Origin of the sequence: Stenotrophomonas sp. Marseille-Q4652, from assembly GCF_916618915.1 — a bacterium.
Lineage (GTDB): Bacteria > Pseudomonadota > Gammaproteobacteria > Xanthomonadales > Xanthomonadaceae > Stenotrophomonas.
Window position 1 is genome coordinate 230,679 of sequence record NZ_CAKAKE010000001.1, and the last position, 17,443, is coordinate 248,121.

A 17,443-nucleotide genomic window follows, 5' to 3' on the forward strand; every position below is an offset into this window, starting at 1 on the left:
GCTACGGGCTCAGTCGCCCCCGTTCCCCACCGCCACCTCGATCCGGTCCAGCCGCCAGTGCAGGGCACGGGCGACGCTGCGGATCTCCTCGGCCTGTTCGAGGCTGACCTGCGGATTGTCCAGCAGCACCACGCCGGAGAGGCGGAAGCCTTCCTCGTGCAGGCGCACCGCGCAGCCGTGGACCCAGGGCAGGGCGCTGATGCGCTCGCACAGGCGCTCGGGCAGGGGATCGGGATCGCTGCGGTCCAGGGTCTGCGGGCGGGCATCGTGCAGGTCGCGCACGGCGGCGCGCAGGTTGCCGGCGCCGTCGCGCAGGATGCTGCCGGCGATCACCAGCGCGGCCACCGCATCGGCCCACCACCAGCCCATGCCGATGCCGGCCACGCCGACGATGCCGGCGGCGGCCGTCATCCAGTCGGCCTTGCTGACGTCGGCATCGGTATGCAGCGGCTTGAGGCTGAGCTTCCTGGCCAGCGCCAGTTTCTTGTGGCCCAGGATCACTGGAGGCACGGCGGACAGCGCCAGTACCGCCATCATCAGCCAGCCCTGCCACAGCACGTGGCCGGCGATGACCACGCTGCCGACCACCGGCCGCGTGGCGGTGAGCAGGGTATGCACGCCGTCGTAGACCAGCGCCAGGCCGACGCCGGTCAGGGCCACGGCCGAGATCAGGAAGTTGATGTCGAAGGCGCGCTCGCGTCCGGTGATGTACTCCTCGTCCACGCCCTTGCGGCGGAAGCGGCTGGCCACGAGAAAGGCGATGGACGGCACCAGGCTCAGCACGTCCTCGACCAGCGCGGTCTTCATCGCCTGCGAACCGCCCATGACCAGGTACATGGTGATCGAGACCAGCGACATCCACAGCAGGGTCCAGCGGCACAGGCGCTCGGCGCGGTGCAGGGCCTCGCGCTGTTCCGGCGGCAGGGCGCGTGGGGTGGGGCGTTGGGCAATACTCATCGCGCGCCCTCGTGTTCGACCAGCCAGGTGTCCACGGCCAGCTGCCAGGCCGACTGCCCCGGCGGCAGGGCAATGCGACGCTCGGGCATGGGGCCGTGCGGCCCAGCGCGCAGGCCATGCGGGCGCGACCAGCCCACATCCGGCTTCCACGGCGTGTCCGGGTGGTGGCCACCGATCACCGCATGGAGGCGCGCGTGCTGCAGCTCGCGCATCAGCGCTTCGTGCGCGCCCGGCTGCCAGATCACACGGTAGCCGCGCGATTCGGCGAAGCGCTCGAGCAGGGCGGCCTCCTCGCCGCTGACCGAGCCATCGGCGCCGACGATCACCCACGGCGGATCGTGGCTGGCGCCCACGCGCATGCCGTGGCTGGCGGCCTGTTCGCTCAGCCCGTCGGCATCGCGCGGGTAGCGGTCGCAACCGGGCAGACCGAGCAGGGCAAGCAGCAAAAGCATCAAGAGCAGTGAGCGGGCCATGCCGGCCTTATGGACGCAGTGGGGTGAAAGGCCCGTCACCATTGCAGCACCTTGTGCCGGGACGCGCACACGTGATGGCCACGAGCTGCATGCCAAGGTGATCGCAGACCCCTGTTGGTGGCCCTGCCATGCACCTGATCCAGCTGTTCCTGCCGCTGTATGACAACGAGGGCGCGGCCTTCCCCCGGGCGCTGTTCGACGAGGTACGCGCGGAGCTGGCCGAGCAGTTCGGCGGCGTCACTGCCTTCGTGCGCTCGCCGGCCGTCGGGCTGTGGGAAGACGACGAGGGTGATGTGCAGCGCGATGATGTTGTGCTGCTGGAGGTGATGGCCGAGCACGTTGACCACGGCTGGTGGCGCGGCTATCGCGGGCAGCTGGAACAGCGCTTCCGCCAGGACGAGGTGCTGGTGCGTGCCAGCGCGGTGGAGCGGCTGTAGCACACTGTCCTGACCGAGGAGCCTGACGATGAGCGGTTACGCAACGCATTACCTGGACACCGAACCCGCCCGTGCCGACGTGGATGCACGCGCGGAAACCCTGCTGCTGGAATTCGGCGCGCCGTGGTGCGGCCACTGCCAGGCCGCGCAGCCGGCAATCCGCGCGCTGGTCGGTGAATACCCGCAGCTGGAACACCTGCGGATCGAGGACGGCCGCGGCAAGCCGCTGGGCCGCTCGTTCCGGGTCAAGCTGTGGCCGACGCTGGTGCTGATGCGCGGTGGCGAGGAGCTGGCACGCGTGGTGCGGCCGGTCTCCGATGCGGACCTGGCGCCGCTGCGCGAGGTGTTGGCTGCGGGGTGAGACAGGGACCGGGTTTGTTGATGCCTGGGTGTGCGCGGCAACCCGTTGCCGCGATGCAGCTGCCGGCTACCCTGACCCGCGCATTTTTCGGTCGCCGGGTGAGGCGCGGCTTGCTTGAATACACAGGCCTCCAACGCCGCGCTGCCTTCACATCAGTTCGGGATAGTGGCTCATCCCATGTCCCGCGCGAACGCGGAAGGTCCCACCATGCAGCACGGCTCCGGCCAACAGATTGGCAAGCGTATTTCCACCGGCAACCCGGGCCTGGATGACATCCTCGGCGGCGGGCTGGATCCGGACCGGCTCTATCTCTACGAAGGCCGCCCGGGCGCCGGCAAGACCACCCTGGCACTGGAGTTCCTGCTCGAGGGCGCGCGGCGTGGCGAGCGGGTGCTCTACATCACGCTGTCCGAAAGCCAGCGCGAACTGCAGCTTGTGGCCGAGCGCCATGGCTGGGACCTGTCGGGGGTGGAAGTCATCGAGATGGCCCCTTCCGAGGCCATGCTCGAACAGGAGCAGGAGATCACCCTGCTGCACCCGGCCGAAGCGGAGCTGGGGCAGACGACCCGCTTGATCCTGGACCGGGTGGAACAGGTCAATCCCAGCCGGGTGGTCATCGACAGCCTGTCCGAGCTGCGCCTGCTTGCGCAGAACTCGCTGCGCTATCGCCGCCAGGTGCTGGCGCTCAAGCAGTTCTTCGCCAACCGCAACTGCACGGTGGTGCTGCTGGATGACATGACCTCGTCCGAGGGCGACCTGCAGTTGCATTCGATTTCCCACGGTGTGGTGCTGCTGGAGCAGCTGGTGATCGACTACGGCGCCGAACGCCGCCGCCTGCGCGTGATCAAGATGCGCGGGATGGACTTCCGTGGCGGTTTCCACGACATGAAGATCGTGCGCGGTGGCATCGAGGTATACCCGCGGCTGGTGGCGTCCGAGCACCACACGATATTCACCGGAGACTTTGCCCCCAGCGGCAATCCCGGCCTGGACATGATGCTGGGCGGCGGGCTGGAACGTGGCACCAATGCGCTGCTGATCGGCCCGGCCGGTGTCGGCAAGTCCTCGCTGGCATTGACCTACGCCATGGCCGCTGCCGGGCGCGGCGACCGCACCGCGCTGTTCGCCTTCGACGAGGGACGCGGCACGATCGTGGCGCGCGCCCAGGCCCTGGGCCTGGACCTGCTGCCGGCGATGGAGCAGGGGCTGGTGATGTTCCAGCAGATCGACCCGGCGGAAATGTCGCCCGGCGAGTTCGCGTCCATCGTGCGCCGGCGGGTAGATGAGGACGGCGTCCGGCTGGTGGTGATCGACAGCCTCAACGGCTACCTCAACGCCATGCCGGACGGGCGCTTCCTTATCCTGCAGATGCACGAACTGCTGACGTTCCTGGCCCAGCAGGGCGTGGTGACACTGCTGGTGCTGGCCCAGCACGGCATGGTCGGTCCGGTCGACGCACCGCTGGACCTGAGCTACCTGAGCGATGCGGTGCTGATGCTGCGTTACTTCGAGCATGCAGGCCGGGTGAGGCGGGCGATGTCGGTGGTGAAGAAGCGCAGCGGTTACCACGAGCAAAGCATCCGCGAATTCCAGCTGGGCCAGCGCGGGCTGGTGGTGGGGCCGCCGCTTACCGACTTCAGAGGTGTACTGGCGGGCGTGCCGACCTACACAGGTGATGGGATGCCCTTGTTGCCAGGCGAAGAACATGCCGCTGGATGACGCCCCCGTCCTGGTGTTCGCCCCCACCGGGCGCGATGCCACTGCAGCGTTCGACCTCCTCCAACGGGCCGGCATCGCCGCCCGCATCTGCCGCGACCATGCGCACCTGCTGAACGAGCTGGACGGAGCCGCGGCCGTCTTTGTCGCCGAGGAGGGGATGGTCGGCCAGCCGGCGGAGGGCCTTGCCCACTGGGTTGAAAACCAGCCTCCGTGGTCGGACCTGCCGTTTGTGATGCTGACCAGCCGCGTGGACCATCCACGGGCTGCTGCCTGGCGGCAGGAGCAGGTCGAGCGCCTGGGCAACGTGGCGCTGCTGGAACGTCCGGTCCAGCCCATCACCCTGATCAGCGTGATCAAGGCGGCTTTGCGCGCACGCGCCCGCCAGCTGGAGGTGCGCGCGTTGCTGGATGCACGCGCGGCCGCGGCGGCGACCCTGGAAGCCCAGGTGGAGCAGCGCACCGCCCAGCTGCACGAGGCCAACGGACGCCTGCGCGAGGAGATGGACCGCCGCGCGCGGATCGAGCTGTCGTTGCGTCATGCACAGAAGATGGAAGCGCTGGGCCAGCTCACCGGTGGCGTGGCGCACGACTTCAACAACCTGCTGATGGTGATCAGCGCCGGGCTGGACATGCTGGATACCACCGATGATCCGGCACGCCGCGAGCGCTTCATCGAGGCGATGCGCCAGGCCAGTGCCCGCGGCGCATCGCTCACCCGTCAGTTGCTGACGTTCTCGCGGCGCCACGCCCTGCATGCCGAAGCGGCGCTGCTGCCCGCATTGCTCGACAACATGGGCGAACTGCTGGACCGCAGCCTGCGCGGCGATGTGACGGTAAACGTGCAGCTGGCACCGGACCTGTGGCCGGTGCATGTCGATGCGGGCGAGTTCGAGATCGCCCTGCTCAACCTGGCCGTCAACGCGCGCGATGCGATGAGCGGCAGTGGATGCCTCACCATCCGCGCGGAAAACGTGATCGAACAGGTGGACGGGCAGGCGCAGGAAATGGTGCGGCTGGAAGTGCGCGACACCGGCGCGGGCATGAGCGAGGCGGTCAAGGCACGCGTGTTCGAGCCGTTCTTCACCACCAAGGATGTCGGCAAGGGCTCGGGCCTGGGGCTGGCCCAGGTGTATGGCTTTGCCCAGCAGTCCGGTGGGCGGGTGGACATCGATTCGGCGCCGGGCAAGGGCACGGCGATCGTGCTGTTGCTGCCGCGCTCGCCGCACCCGTTGCCGCTGGACCGCACTCCGCCGGCGAGGAAGCAGGCGCCGGCCGAAACGCCCGGCCACTGCGTGCTGCTGGTGGAGGACGAGCAGGAGGTGGCCAGCCTGGTCCAGGAAATGCTGCGCTCCATCGGCTGCGAGGTGGTGCACGCGATGAGCGCGCGTGCGGCGTTGGGGGCGCTGGCCAACGGCCGCCATATCGACCTGGTGTTCTCCGACGTGATGATGCCCGGCGGTACCAATGGCATCGACCTGGCGCGGGAAGTACGCCAGCGCCGGCCGGAACTGCCGATCCTGCTCACCAGCGGCTTCGCCGACTCGATCGGCTCGCAGGCGCAGGAACTGGACATCCCGGTGCTGCGCAAGCCGTACTCACTGGAGGACCTGCGCGCGGCGGTCCAGCAGCAGTTGCAGAAGGTGCACGAGCACTAGCGGCGCTTTATGTCCGCGATGAACCCAGGCCAGCGGCGGTACGTGGCTGAGCCTGTTCGCGTCAGGCGGGCTTGCATGTCCGGAGCCACAGGCTCCGGCATCATTGCCCGATGACTGTTGCTTCCACCGCCCATGCCGACCCGTTGACCCGCGCCGGGATCGCCCGCCGGGCATGGCCGATCATCCTCGCCAACGCCTCGGTGCCGTTGCTCGGCCTGGTCGATACCGCGGTGATTGGCCACTACGGCAGCACGGCCGACCTTGGCGCGCTGGCGCTGGGCGCGCTGCTGTTCAACTTCGTCTACTGGAGCTTCGGCTTCCTGCGGATGGCCACCACCGGCTTCATCGCCCAGGCCGCCGGCGCCGGCGACGAGGCCGAGGTGCGTGCGGCGCTGGCGCGGCCGCTGCTGATGGGCGCGGGCCTGGGCGTAGTGATCTGGCTGCTGCAGTGGCCGTTGGCGGTGGGTTACTTCGCGGTGATGGATGCCAGCGATGCGGTGGCTGCGACCGGGCGTGAGTACTTCAGCGCCCGGGTCTGGGGCGCGCCAGCGGCGCTGGCGCTGTATGCACTCAGTGGCGCACTGGTCGGGCTGGGCCGCAGTCGCAGCCTGCTGGCCGTGCAGTTGCTGCTCAACGGTTTGAACGCCGGCCTGGACGTACTGCTGGCCGGCACGCTGGACCTGGGCGCGCGCGGCATCGGCTTGGGCACGGCGATCGCCGAATGGACCACCTGTGTTGTCGCGGCTTGGCTGGTGTGGCGTGTGCTGCGCGCACGCCATCGTGATGCGACGCACTTCCTGGACTGGCAGCGGATCGCCGATCGCGCGCGGCTGCGGCGCACGCTGGTGGCCAATGGCGACATCATGGTGCGCACGCTGTGCCTGCTGGCCGGCTTCGGCTGGTTTGCCCGGCAGGGCGCGACGTTCGGTGATGCCACGCTGGCGGCCAACCACCTGCTGCTGCAGCTGGTGTCCTTCAGTGCGTTCTTCCTCGATGGCTTTGCCTACGTGGCCGAGGCGCAGGTCGGCCGTGCGGTTGGCGCTCGTGACCGCGCCGGCTTCCGCCGCGCGGTGCGGCTGACCAGCGAACTGGCGCTGGCCACGGCGTTGCTGCTGGCCGTGAGCGTGTGGCTGGGTGGTGACGCGGTGATCAAAGCGCTGACCTCGCTCGGCGAGGTCGCCACGTTGGCCGGCGTCTATCTGCCGTGGGCGGGCCTGTACGTGCTGCTGTCAGTGGCCGCGTTCCAGCTCGATGGCGTGTTCATTGGCGCGACCGGCACGCGGCAGATGCGCAATGCGGGGCTGATCTCGCTGGCCATGTTCCTCGCCTGCGCGCTGCCGATGGCGGCGACCTGGGGCAACCACGGGTTATGGGCGGCCTTCGTGCTGTTCGTGGTGGCACGTGTGCTGGCGTTGCTGCCGTACTACCGGCGGCTGGAGCGCGGGCTGCGCTGAGCCTGGCAGCGCACGGTGCCGATCAGCCGCTCGCGCGCGGTCGGCAGGGTTCGCCGAGCGCGCGACCGGCCAGTGCTTCGAACTGCACCGGATCATGTGAGCAGAAGATGGTTACCCCCGACTCGCGAAGTGCCAGGTGCCGCAGGCGGTCACGGTGTTCGAGCCGGGCGCGGCGGTCCTTCTCCATGAGGCACTGGTACAGGCGCAGTCCTGGGGTGCAGCGGGGCTCGGGGTCCATTTCGCGGCGATCGAAATGGGCGTCTCCGGCCAGCAGCAGCCACTCCTGGTCGCGACGGATTGCCACGCCGGCATGACCATGGGTGTGGCCGGGCAGGTGCGACATCAGGATCTCCGGCGGCAGGCCGTGCAGGCCGGAGACGCTGTCGAAGCCCATCCAGGTTTCAGTGCGCGCGTCGTCGTAGGTTCGCCAGCGGAGGCGCGATCCCCATTGCGCCGGACGGAAGCGCTGGCGGTCCAGCCAGGTGTGCTGCCGCTCGGCGAACTGCTGCTCCACCGCGCGCAGATGCACGGTGGCAGCGGGGAAATCATCCAGGCCGCCCGCGTGGTCGAAATCCAGATGGGTGAGGACGATGTCGGTGACGTCCTCCGGTGCATAGCCGAGTGCACGGACCTGATGCGCAGCGGTCATCATCCCTGCGCAGGTCAGGCGACAGCAAGCCGAGAAAGAAGCCGCTCAAGCGGTCCCGCGGCGCGGCCACGTCGCGCAGGCCCAGTCCGGTGTCCACCAGCACGAGCCTGTCGGCGGTCTCCAGCAGGAGGCAATGGCAGGCCAGCGTTGCCCGGGTCAGTCGCGGCGTGCGCCCGTCCATCAGGTGGCCGCCCACTGGACAGGTGGAGATGCAGCTCAGGTGGTGCACGATCATGCAAACCCCCGGCGTGGCGATCGCCGTTTGTAACGGCAGGGACCGAGATCATGCGCAGGGTAAGCGCGTCGCGCTGCGCAGGCGGATGTTGCGGGCTCGGCAGCGGGAAGGCAGCGCCAAGTGGTGTTCACCGCAACGGCACGCCAGGCGGCCCGCCGCAGAGGCGATGCAATCCCAGCGCATGCGACAGGCATGGGAAGGCGAGTCCACCTCAACGCGGTGGAATGTTGGGAATGTCGTTGATCTGCTTTTCGATGATGGTGGTGATCGCGGCCACGGTATTGCCGAAGGCACCGGCATTGCCCGCGTCGAAGGCCTGCTTCCACTGGCCGTAGCCTTCCAGGTAGGCCGGGTCGGTCTCGCGCTCGCCAATCAGCGTCGGCTCGCTGTAATCCAGGGTCGGGGCGGTGATCGGCGCATGCGCCATCCTGGTCTGGATGCCACCCGGCGCGTGCGGGTTGCGGATGCGCAGGTTGTCCAGGGTGACATGGAAGATCTGCCCGCCCAGCGGATGCTCGTCGATGCGGTTGATCAGCACGGTCGGCTGTTCATCGGCAGTGCGTCCTCGGCATTGCCATAACTGGCCGACGGCATAGCGGGAGGCGGAAGGGAAGCTCATCGGAAACCTCGACGTGAAGGGCGGTCTGGCGGCAGGCGGGTCACTCCCGGCGACCGGCAACGCTACCGCAAGCGGGCCCCTCCGTTTTTGCTCCATCTGGCAGCAAATCGTGATCGTGGACCAATGGATGACAGCTACCGGGACCGCCGTCGGTGGAGCTGGGACGCTGGGCCATAATGGCCGGTAATGTCGGCCCCAGGACCATGGAAGCGATGCGCGTAGATCCGGCTGAGATCGAAGCCCTGTTCGATGCCATTCCCAACGTGCTGTTCTTCGCCAAGGACACGCGGGGGCGCTACACCCATGTCAACAAGACCATGCTGCAGCGGCTGGGGGTGAAGTCGCGCGCGCTGGTGATCGGCAAGCGCGCCGACGAGGTGTATCCGGCCGGCATGAGTGAGGACTACGTGGCCCAGGACGAGCGCGTGCTGGCCGGCGAGGTCATCGAGAACGTGATGGAGCTGCACCTGTTCGCCAACCGCCAGCCGGGCTGGTGCCTGAGCTGCAAGCGGCCGATCGTGGTGGACGGACGCATCGTCGGGCTGATCGGCATCTCGCGCGACCTCGGCCAGCGCGGTGGGCTGGAAGGCGAGTACGAGCCGCTGCGCCTTGCGCTGGACTACCTCAACGCCAACTACGGCCAGAACGTGCGCATGCAGACCCTGCTGGACATCACCGGCTTCTCGCTGTCCAAGCTCGAGCGCAGCTTCCGCAAGGTGTTCCAGATGACGCCGCAGCAGGTGCTCAGCCGCCTGCGCATCCAGATGGCCATGCACCTGCTGCACGGTCCGGACAGCATCGCCGCCATCGGCCAGGCCTGCGGCTTCACCGACCAGAGCGCGTTCACCCGCAAGTTCAAGGCCGAAACCGGCATGGCCCCGCGGCAATACCGGTTGCAGGTGGGCGGGGGCGCGGGATCGCATTGAGCAGAGCTCGCGCATGACTTCTGGCGGTGGGGGCATCACTGGCACCGGCGGATGATCAACTCGGGCAATCGCGCCTTCATCAAGGTTCCGAAGGGGGAATTCCATGCGTCGTACCCTGGCTGTTGCTGTCTCGCTGGCACTGGCACTCACGGCGGTGGATGTACTCGCCACCGAAGCTGGCCCGGCCGCCCCGGCCGCCGGCAAGGCAATCACCACGCAGTTGCCTGCCACCGCCCGTCCGTCGCATTACCGCATCGAGGTGACGCCTGACGTCGAGGCGCGGCGTTTCACCGGCAAGGTGGAGATCGCGCTCGAGGTGCTGGAGCCGACCCGCAGCATCGTGCTGCAGGCCGTGGACATGAACTTTTCCAACAGCCGGCTCACCGGGCCCGACGGCAAGACAATCACGCTCAAGGCCAGCGCCGACGCGGCCAACCAGACGGCCAGCTTCGATGCCGGCCGCATCCTGGCGCCCGGCAGCTACACCCTCAGCACCGATTACACCGGGCTGATCGGCACCCAGGCCAATGGCCTGTTTGTGCTCGAGTACCCGACCGCAGACGGCAACAAGAAGGCGCTGTTCACCCAGTTCGAGAATTCCGACGCCCGTCGCTTCGTGCCCTCATGGGATGAGCCCAACTTCAAGGCTACCTTCGACCTGACGATGAATGTGCCGGCCGGGCAGATGGCAGTGAGCAACATGCCGGTCAAACAAACGCGCGGCATCGGCAAGGGCATGGAGCAGGTGGTGTTTGGCACCTCGCCGAAGATGTCCACCTACCTGCTGTTCCTGGCCGTGGGCGATTTCGAGCGCGCCGCGAAGGCGGGCCCGGATGGCGTGGAGATCGGCGTCATCACCCAGAAGGGCAAGATCGACCAGGCGCGTTTCGCGCTGGAATCCAGCGACGAGGTGCTGCGCGAATTCAACGACTACTTCGGCGTGCCATACCCGCTGCCGAAGCTGGACAACATTGCCGCGCCGGGCCGCAGCCAGTTCTTCGGCGCGATGGAGAACTGGGGCGCGATCTTCAGCTTCGAGCACATCCTGCTGGTGGACCCGAAGATCTCCAGCATCGGCGACCAGCAGGCCATCTATTCCACGGCCGCGCACGAGATTGCCCACCAGTGGTTCGGCAACCTGGTCACGATGGCGTGGTGGGACGACCTGTGGTTGAACGAGGGCTTCGCCACATGGATGGCCGCGCGCACCACGCGCAAGCTGCATCCGGAGTGGAACCTCAATGACACCCGCGCCGCCTTCACCAGCCGCGGTGCGATGGAGCGCGATGCCTATGCCACCACTCACCCGGTGGTGCAGCACGTACAGACCGTGGAGCAGGCCAGCCAGGCATTCGATGCCATCACCTACGGAAAAGGCGCGGCGGTGATTTCCATGCTCGAGGACTACATCGGTGCCGATGCCTGGCGCGACGGCGTACGCAGCTACATCGCTGCCCATGCCTATGGCAACGCGGTGACCGACCAGCTGTGGGAGCAGATGGACAGGGCGGCGCCGGGCAAACACTTCCTGCAGGTCGCGCATGATTTCACCCTGCAGCCGGGCGTTCCGCTGATCAAGGCTGATGCGCAGTGCGTGGGTGGCAAGACCCGCGTGGCGCTGGAACAGGGCGAGTATTCGCTGGACCAGCCCGGCAAGACGCCACTGCGCTGGCAGGTGCCGGTGAAGCTGCGCGCCGGCAAGGCCGAACCGGTGACCGTGCTGGTCGATGGCATCTCACAGGTGGAGCTGTCGGGCTGCAAGGCACCGGTGGTGGTCAACGCCGGGCAGAAGGGCTACTTCCGTACGCTGTATTCCCCCGGTCACTTCAAGACGCTGCGCACCGGCTTTGACAGCCTGCCAGCGGTGGACCAGCTAGGTGTGTTCATGGATACCAGCGCGCTGGCCGTGGTGGGACAGCAGCCCGAAGCCGACCTGCTGGACCTGGTCACCACGCTCCCGGCCGATGCGGCCACCGACCTGTGGCTGGTCGCCGCCGGCACGATGGGCGCGATTGACAAGCTGTATCGCGATGACCCGCGGCAGACGCAGTTCCGTCGATTTGCCATCGCCCGGCTGTCGCCGGTGATGCAGTCGCTGGGCTGGGATGACCGCAAGGACGACTCGGCCGAAACCAAGCAGCTGCGCACGCGCCTGATCGCCACGCTTGGCGGGCTGGGCGACGAGGCGGTGCTGGCCGAGGCACGGCGTCGCTTCGATGCCTTCCTCGCGCAGCCGGAGAGCCTGTCACCGGAATTGCGCCGCACTGTCCTCGGCCTCGTCGCCCGCAACGCTGATGCCGCCACCTGGGACACGCTGCGCAAGCTCGCCAACGCCGAGACCGCTTCGCTGGTGCGCGAGCAGTACTTCAACCTGCTGGCCCTGCCGGCGGACAAGGCGCTGGCACAACGTGCGCTGGACATGGCACTCACGCCCGAGCCGGGCGCGACCGGTGGTGCGGCGCTGATCGCGGCCGTGTCGCGTGAACATCCGCAGCTGGCATTCGACTTCGCCACCGGCCATCGCGAAAAGGTGGACAGCCTGGTCGACTCCACCTCGCGCTCGCGCTACTACCCGGGCCTGGCGGGCGCGGCCAACGACCTGTCGATGGCAGCCAAGGTCCGCGCCTTCGCCGCCGAGCACATCGCCGAAGGCTCGCGCCGTGACGCCGAAACCGTGGCAACCCGCATCGAGACCGCGGTCAAGCTGCGCGCACAGCGTCGGCCGCAGCTGGATGCCTGGCTGGATGCGAACGTGAAGTAAGCGGGCGCAGGCAGAAGAAGCACGGGCGGCCGCTGGCCGCCCGTTTCTTTTGCAGCCCGTGGCCAGGCGCGCCACCTGCAGGGAGGTCGCCAGACATTACAGTCGTGGATCTTGACCCAAGGACCGCTACACGCTCAGGACGCGTCGCGTTTTCGCACGGCGTAGAACTCGACCTTGCCGCAGCCGCTGCAGATGAAGGTATCCAGCGCCTCGCGCGTGACCATCAGCTCGCCGATGTTGCCGAACAGGAACGGCGCCAGCTGGCTCCCTGCATGCAGTTCGATCACCCCTGCCGCAACCATGGGCTGCGCACAGCGCAGGCAGTGCTGCGGCGGGAATGCGTTGGCCGCCATCGGGGTGCTCGCGGTAGCCGCGCTCGCGTCCGGATCGAAGCCGCAGCGGGTACAGACCTTCCAGCCTCCAGGCACGGCCTGGTCGCAGTTGGGACAGATCCAGTCGTTCATGGTGCGCTCCATGCGGGAGGTCGCCGGCCGGGAGGGCAGCGGCCCGTCGGGACAAAACAGGAGCGGCCTTGCGGCCGCTCCGGAGGGATTACTTGCGTACCTCGGGCTTGTGCGCCTGCAGTGCGCCGGCCAGGCCCGGCACGTTGTCCGCACCGGTCGGCACCTGGATGCTGGAGCCGGCGAAGTCGTCGCCGATCGGCTGTGCGCGTCCGCCCAGGCAGGTGGACAGGAAACCTTCGGCCACCGCGTTGAAGGCCTTGCTGTTTTCCGGACGGTGGAAGCCGTGGCCCTCGTCCGGAAACAGTACGTAGGTAACCGGGATGTTGCGCGCCTTCATCGCATCGACGATCTGGTCGCTCTCGGCCTGCTTGACCCGCGGGTCGTTGGCGCCCTGGCCGATCAGCAGCGGCTTGCTGATCGCATCGACGCGGCCCAGCGGCGAACGCTCGGTCAGCCAGGCCTTGCCTTGCTCGGTGGCCGGATCGCCCATGCGCCGGGTGAGCTGCTGGTAGAAGCTGGCCCAGTACGCCGGCACGGTGGACAGCAGGGTGTTGAGGTTGGACGGGCCGACGATGTCCACGCCACAGGCGAAGTCGTCCGGGGTGAAGGTCAGGCCCGCGAGCGTGGCGTAGCCGCCGTAGCTGCCGCCCATGATCGCGACCTTGTCAGCGGTGGTGACGCCCTGCTTGACCGCCCAATGCACGGCGTCGATCAGATCGTCGTGCATCTTCGCCCCCCATTGGCCGTCACCGGCGTTGGTAAACGACTTGCCGAAGCCGGTGGAGCCGCGGAAATTCACCGACAGCACCGCGTAGCCGCGGTTGGCCAGCCACTGGTTGTAGCCGCTGTAGCCATAGGCGTCGCGCGCCCACGGACCGCCGTGCACCAGCAGCACCAGCGGCACCGGCACATTGGCCTTGCCGTCCCCGTCCGGGTCGGCGTGCAGCGGCAGGGTGAGGTAGCTGGGCAGGGTCAGGCCGTCGCGCGAGCGGATCTCGTGCGGCCACATCGGCGCCAGCGGCTTGCCATCCAGCGCCGGGCGCGCGGAGAACAGCTTGGTCAGCTTGCCGGGGGCACCGGGCGTGCGGTCGTAGCGGTAGTAGACCAGCGGCGATTCAGCCGCCGAGTAGGTGACGATCCAGGTGCGGTCATCGAGCGTGCGCGAATTGACCCCGATCTCGCCCGGGCCGATGGCTTCAAGCGTGCGCAGGTCCGCGGCGAGCGTGCCATCCAGCGGCTTCCATTCCTCGCGCAGGTAGTTCACCGACACCGCCTGCAGCTCGCCGCTGCGCGGGTCGGTCAGCCAGTCCTGCACGTCGGCGCGCGCATCCTCGGCCAGCAGCTTGCGGCCGCCGGAGTTGCTGTCCACCGCGTCCACCGCGGCAGTGTCGCGGCCGCGCGAATCGGACAGGTACAGGGTGCTGCCGTCGCGGGTCATGCCCAGCACGTTGGTGGTGAGCACGTCCTCGAACGGCACCTCTTCGGCCTTGTCCCAGCGCTCGCCGTTGCGCTTGAGGATGTCCAGACCGCCATCGGGGCGCGAACGCGTGGCAAAGCGCAGGTTGAAGTCGCCGTCGACGAAGTAGGTCGCGATCTCGGTGGTGTTCCTCTCCACCAGACTGCGCTTGCCGCTGGCCAGGTCCACCCGGTACAGGTCATGCCACTTGGTGTCGCGGTCGTTCATCCCCACCAGCAGGCTGTCCGGATGCTGCGGGCTGCCGGCGACCACCCGTGCCGTGGTCTTGGGGAAGGGGCTCAGGTCGCGGCTCTGGTCGCTGGCCACGTCCACCGAGTGCAGGTGGAAGTCCTCGTCGCCGCCGGTGTCGCGCAGGTAAAGCAGGGTGTCGGGCTGGTAGGACCAGAAGTAGTTGCGGATGCCGCGGGCCTTGTCCCCGGTGACCGGGCGACCGGCCGCCGGATCGTCGACCGGCGCGACCCAGACATTCATCACCCCGTCGACGGGGGCGATCCAGCTCAGGTACCTGCCGTCGTGGCTGATCTGCACGCTGGCCCGTTCGGGATTGCCGAACAGCGCATCGCGCGGGATCAGTTCGACCTGTTCAAGGCGGGTGGTCGATGTCGCGCCGGAATCGGAGGTGGAGGCGCAGGACGCCAGCGCCAGGGCAACGCAGGACAGCAACACGGTGTGCTTCATCGGTGTACCCCTTCCCTGAGTGGAAGCCGCACGCTACCGCAGATCCGGGCACCGTGCCCGGCATCGGATCGCAGGGTGGGGGCCCGCTCCATCGCCACGTCCGGCCAGCCCCTCGCAGGTTGCCCACGAGGCGGGCGCGTTGGAGTGTAGGAATGTCGCGTTGTGCTGGCGTGCGCAGGGCGGGAATGGTGTCGTCGCCCGAAAAAAGGCCCCGCAGTGCGGGGCCCCTTGTTCGCTGTGGTTGGGATCGCCCTGTCAGCCGCCTTGGTGGCGGCGTTTGGTGGGTCTCCGCTTATCGGCGTTGGATGCGGAACCCATTCCCGGTCCAGAGGAGGTCGCCACCGTGTATCAAGCCGGGTTCGGCGTAGCTGGTTCCAGGCAGGTCGGCCGGCAATGGCCGATCAGGATCGGCTTCCCGCCATATGGCCATTCGATCTTGATTGGCCAACATCCCTGAGGCAGCAAATGGAGGGCTCACCCCCATGTCGTCGAGCATCCGCTGCTGGGCGTCGGAGAGATCGGGGAATAGCCGCCCCTCCACCTCGGTTACGTGATGCAACTCGCCGTCGGGCGTGAGGGTAAACAGGAGCAGGCCCGTATCGAACTCCCCCAGTCCGCGTTGTGAGCAACTGCGACTCAGGGCGGAGTAGTCCGCTTTGGTCATCAGGTGCGCTTGAGGGAGTCGGTTGCAGGACCCTGCGATCTGAAGGGCGATCCCGGCGTGGCCGCGCTGGCGCCCATCAAAGTGGCGTATCCAGATCGAAAAATCGTCCCCGCGTGCATAGAACTCCCGTTTTGTGGAGTGGGCGTAACGAAGGCTGGAAAGGGCGCCAAGGGCAGGCCTGTCCAAGGGCGCAACTGCCTGCGGCAGGTTGATCAGCACTGCTTGAAGATGGGCAGGCAGCGCTTCCCAAGGGCCTTTCTGGGGGGTGTAGTGCAGGGTGTCCATTCCCGCGAAGGATGCTTTTTCGGAAATGGTGGAGTTCGAGCGAGCAGAGGCGCATGCCACCAGCAGGCATGCGATGAAGAAGGCGGGGGCGCGATGGCGCATTCAAGGAACTCCTCGTTTTTATCGAGCCAGAGGCTGGGTTTGATTCAAACTTTGCTGCAGGCGATCCGGAACTGCCTGGTTCTCTTCTCTCGCATGAGCGGCGAGTTGATCCAGTGCGCTCTCTACAGTGCTTTGTGAAAGGGCGGATGCGGGAACTGCCAGTCGCTGTCTGGCAGGGTCGTTGCCTTCTGTCCTGACCAAAAAAACGGTTTCTCCTGCTTGAGCATCAGGCAGGGGGTGACTTGTTCGGATTGCGTCGACGGAATCCCAGTTTGCCTCCTTCGCCGCGTGCAGAATGGTCAGGGAAACAGCATCCAAGCCTTCCGGCCAACGCTGTCCCATTCCTTGCACATGTTGCCGGATCTGTGAGTACAGCCTGTGATCCGGGTGGTCAGGCATCCTCGCATCTGCCTCTCTGCGGCCGAAGGCGGTGACCATGGATGGGTCGTGCCTGTCGATCTGTTCTGGCTGGCTGCTGGTCAATACATACTGCCATCGTGCCTGGCCTGGCGTGCCGCGCAGGGCCTCCAAGTACCTGCCATAGACGCCTTCGCGGCGGTCGTCTTGGCCGGGCAGGGTCTGGCAACCTGCGGAGTCAGTGTTTCTGTTACTCCCCATGTGGTGTTTGAACGTGTCGTTCAGCGGTTGGATTCCCATCGCGTCAGCGGAGTCAAACCAACCATCGCCGTTCGTGTCGCGCTGTACGCCGGAAGTCCTGTCCTCCACCGCAGCTCGTGACGGGCGCAAGGCGAAATGAGTGGCGCCCCGGCCACCCGGTGTGAGATGGGTCGTCGCGCGCATTTCAACAGAGCCTTCGGCGAGTCGCCCAAGATCAGCGGTACCATCCTGGTTGCTGTCCATCCCTTCGGCACGTCGAAAACGGGAGTCCTGGAACGGGCTTGGGCGGGGGACGAATCCGGAGCGTGCGTCGTATTGGGACGTCGGCTCGGTGTTGGCGTTGAAGTGCGCGAATCCAGTGGTGTTATCCGTGTTTTTCCAGAGCACCACCATACGGTCGTCATAGTAGCCTCGCCCCGCATTTGCGGTGGTTCTTGTTTCATTGCGGATTCCCAATATCACCCGATTCCCGGCGTTGAGATCCTCGATGGCTTCGGTGCTTCCTCGTGATGACACGATACTGGCGTACGCATGGAACTGCTGGGGGGCGCTAAGTATTTCCAGTTCTTCGTAGGTGGGGAGGCGTGGAGGAAGGGAACTATCAAGAAGCCGCTGTCGCGTTGACCGCAGGAGAGCATCGGATTCAAGAGGGCTCTGATCCGCTGTAACGAAATACTCTCGGTTCTCGGCAATGACGTACCGATCGAGGGCTTCCTGCACCGCGAGAGGTTGGTCCTGACGTAGTTGTTCCAGTCTTCGAAGCGCTGCAGCTGTCCCCGCTTGAGAGAACAGCCGGCTGATCTCGTTCGCGGAGGTGCGAATATCGAGGTAATCCTGTTCGTCCATGGCGACTTCCTGTCGTGCTCCCGCTGCAATGCTAGGACAAACAGGAGGAGTGATTCGTGCGGAT

15 protein-coding genes are annotated in these 17,443 nt (G+C 67.1%); 7 read left to right on the forward strand and 8 right to left on the reverse strand.

The features are described from left to right. Window positions 1–9 precede the first annotated feature (9 nt). Both LG380_RS00990 and LG380_RS00995 read right to left on the reverse strand, forming a co-directional pair. On the reverse strand, window positions 10–957 hold the full coding sequence (locus LG380_RS00990; RefSeq protein ID WP_225763185.1) for a cation transporter: 948 nt from the start codon (window positions 955–957) through the stop codon (window positions 10–12). Then, on the reverse strand, window positions 954–1,409 hold the full coding sequence (locus tag LG380_RS00995; RefSeq protein WP_225763186.1) for an ABC transporter substrate-binding protein: 456 nt from the start codon (window positions 1,407–1,409) through the stop codon (window positions 954–956). The genes LG380_RS00990 and LG380_RS00995 overlap by 4 nt, the downstream gene beginning before the upstream one ends. 149 nt (window positions 1,410–1,558) lie before the next feature. Here LG380_RS00995 and LG380_RS01000 point away from each other — a divergent pair, with 149 nt between their 5' ends. The 5 genes from LG380_RS01000 (at window position 1,559) to LG380_RS01020 (ending at window position 7,055) form a co-directional block, all read left to right on the forward strand. After that, entirely contained in the window at window positions 1,559–1,867 is a 309-nt protein-coding gene (locus tag LG380_RS01000) for a hypothetical protein (RefSeq protein ID WP_225763187.1), read from the forward strand. A 28-nt stretch (window positions 1,868–1,895) separates the two neighbouring features. Beyond that, a complete protein-coding gene (locus LG380_RS01005) occupies window positions 1,896–2,228 on the forward strand; it encodes a thioredoxin family protein (protein WP_225763188.1) in 333 nt (110 codons plus the stop codon). 207 nt (window positions 2,229–2,435) lie between these two features. Next, a complete protein-coding gene (locus tag LG380_RS01010) occupies window positions 2,436–3,947 on the forward strand; it encodes an ATPase domain-containing protein (protein ID WP_225763189.1) in 1,512 nt (503 codons plus the stop codon). Further along, window positions 3,934–5,601 (forward strand): ATP-binding protein, encoded by a 1,668-nt coding sequence (locus LG380_RS01015; RefSeq protein WP_225763190.1) that lies wholly within the window; start codon window positions 3,934–3,936, stop codon window positions 5,599–5,601. Before LG380_RS01010 ends, LG380_RS01015 begins: the two co-directional genes overlap by 14 nt. Before the next feature lie 110 nt (window positions 5,602–5,711). Beyond that, on the forward strand, window positions 5,712–7,055 hold the full coding sequence (locus tag LG380_RS01020; protein WP_225763191.1) for an MATE family efflux transporter: 1,344 nt from the start codon (window positions 5,712–5,714) through the stop codon (window positions 7,053–7,055). A gap of 22 nt (window positions 7,056–7,077) precedes the next feature. Here LG380_RS01020 and LG380_RS01025 read toward each other — a convergent pair whose 3' ends face one another. Continuing rightward, window positions 7,078–7,704, reverse strand: a complete 627-nt coding sequence (locus LG380_RS01025) for an MBL fold metallo-hydrolase (protein WP_225763192.1) — start codon at window positions 7,702–7,704, stop codon at window positions 7,078–7,080. A 446-nt stretch (window positions 7,705–8,150) separates the two neighbouring features. Further along, entirely contained in the window at window positions 8,151–8,558 is a 408-nt protein-coding gene (locus tag LG380_RS01030; RefSeq protein ID WP_225763193.1) for a hypothetical protein, read from the reverse strand. A 212-nt stretch (window positions 8,559–8,770) separates the two neighbouring features. Between LG380_RS01030 and LG380_RS01035 the strand changes: the two genes are divergently transcribed. Then, complete coding sequence (locus LG380_RS01035; RefSeq protein WP_225763194.1) at window positions 8,771–9,484, forward strand: AraC family transcriptional regulator; 714 nt, start codon at window positions 8,771–8,773, stop codon at window positions 9,482–9,484. A 103-nt stretch (window positions 9,485–9,587) separates the two neighbouring features. Continuing rightward, window positions 9,588–12,245 (forward strand): M1 family metallopeptidase, encoded by a 2,658-nt coding sequence (locus LG380_RS01040; protein ID WP_225763195.1) that lies wholly within the window; start codon window positions 9,588–9,590, stop codon window positions 12,243–12,245. Window positions 12,246–12,379: 134 nt separating this feature from the next. Here LG380_RS01040 and LG380_RS01045 read toward each other — a convergent pair whose 3' ends face one another. The 4 genes from LG380_RS01045 to LG380_RS01060 all read right to left on the reverse strand — a co-directional run bounded on the left by LG380_RS01045 (window position 12,380) and on the right by LG380_RS01060 (window position 17,379). Further along, the gene (locus LG380_RS01045; protein WP_225763196.1) at window positions 12,380–12,709 is read right to left on the reverse strand and encodes a hypothetical protein; all 330 of its coding nucleotides are present in this window, start codon (window positions 12,707–12,709) and stop codon (window positions 12,380–12,382) included. Between the two features lie 88 nt (window positions 12,710–12,797). After that, window positions 12,798–14,864, reverse strand: coding sequence for a S9 family peptidase (locus tag LG380_RS01050; protein WP_225763197.1), 2,067 nt, complete (start codon window positions 14,862–14,864; stop codon window positions 12,798–12,800). A 292-nt stretch (window positions 14,865–15,156) separates the two neighbouring features. Next, window positions 15,157–15,915 carry a hypothetical protein gene (locus LG380_RS01055; RefSeq protein ID WP_225763198.1) on the reverse strand — a complete coding sequence of 253 codons (759 nt, stop codon included), beginning with the start codon at window positions 15,913–15,915 and terminating at the stop codon, window positions 15,157–15,159. A gap of 18 nt (window positions 15,916–15,933) precedes the next feature. Next, window positions 15,934–17,379, reverse strand: a complete 1,446-nt coding sequence (locus LG380_RS01060) for an XVIPCD domain-containing protein (protein WP_225763199.1) — start codon at window positions 17,377–17,379, stop codon at window positions 15,934–15,936. Window positions 17,380–17,443: the final 64 nt, after the last annotated feature.

Bases quoted from the DNA above. Each gene is read 5' to 3' on its own strand.
- LG380_RS00990 (WP_225763185.1), bottom strand. From the start codon at position 957: ATGAGTATTGCCCAACGCCCCACCCCACGCGCCCTGCCGCCGGAACAG.
- LG380_RS01045 (WP_225763196.1), bottom strand. From the start codon at position 12,709: ATGAACGACTGGATCTGTCCCAACTGCGACCAGGCCGTGCCTGGAGGC.
- LG380_RS01020 (WP_225763191.1), top strand. From the start codon at position 5,712: ATGACTGTTGCTTCCACCGCCCATGCCGACCCGTTGACCCGCGCCGGG.
- LG380_RS00995 (WP_225763186.1), bottom strand. From the start codon at position 1,409: ATGCTTTTGCTGCTTGCCCTGCTCGGTCTGCCCGGTTGCGACCGCTAC.
- LG380_RS01000 (WP_225763187.1), top strand. From the start codon at position 1,559: ATGCACCTGATCCAGCTGTTCCTGCCGCTGTATGACAACGAGGGCGCG.
- LG380_RS01055 (WP_225763198.1), bottom strand. From the start codon at position 15,915: ATGCGCCATCGCGCCCCCGCCTTCTTCATCGCATGCCTGCTGGTGGCA.
- LG380_RS01010 (WP_225763189.1), top strand. From the start codon at position 2,436: ATGCAGCACGGCTCCGGCCAACAGATTGGCAAGCGTATTTCCACCGGC.
- LG380_RS01060 (WP_225763199.1), bottom strand. From the start codon at position 17,379: ATGGACGAACAGGATTACCTCGATATTCGCACCTCCGCGAACGAGATC.
- LG380_RS01035 (WP_225763194.1), top strand. From the start codon at position 8,771: ATGCGCGTAGATCCGGCTGAGATCGAAGCCCTGTTCGATGCCATTCCC.
- LG380_RS01025 (WP_225763192.1), bottom strand. From the start codon at position 7,704: ATGACCGCTGCGCATCAGGTCCGTGCACTCGGCTATGCACCGGAGGAC.
- LG380_RS01005 (WP_225763188.1), top strand. From the start codon at position 1,896: ATGAGCGGTTACGCAACGCATTACCTGGACACCGAACCCGCCCGTGCC.
- LG380_RS01040 (WP_225763195.1), top strand. From the start codon at position 9,588: ATGCGTCGTACCCTGGCTGTTGCTGTCTCGCTGGCACTGGCACTCACG.
- LG380_RS01030 (WP_225763193.1), bottom strand. From the start codon at position 8,558: ATGAGCTTCCCTTCCGCCTCCCGCTATGCCGTCGGCCAGTTATGGCAA.
- LG380_RS01015 (WP_225763190.1), top strand. From the start codon at position 3,934: ATGCCGCTGGATGACGCCCCCGTCCTGGTGTTCGCCCCCACCGGGCGC.
- LG380_RS01050 (WP_225763197.1), bottom strand. From the start codon at position 14,864: ATGAAGCACACCGTGTTGCTGTCCTGCGTTGCCCTGGCGCTGGCGTCC.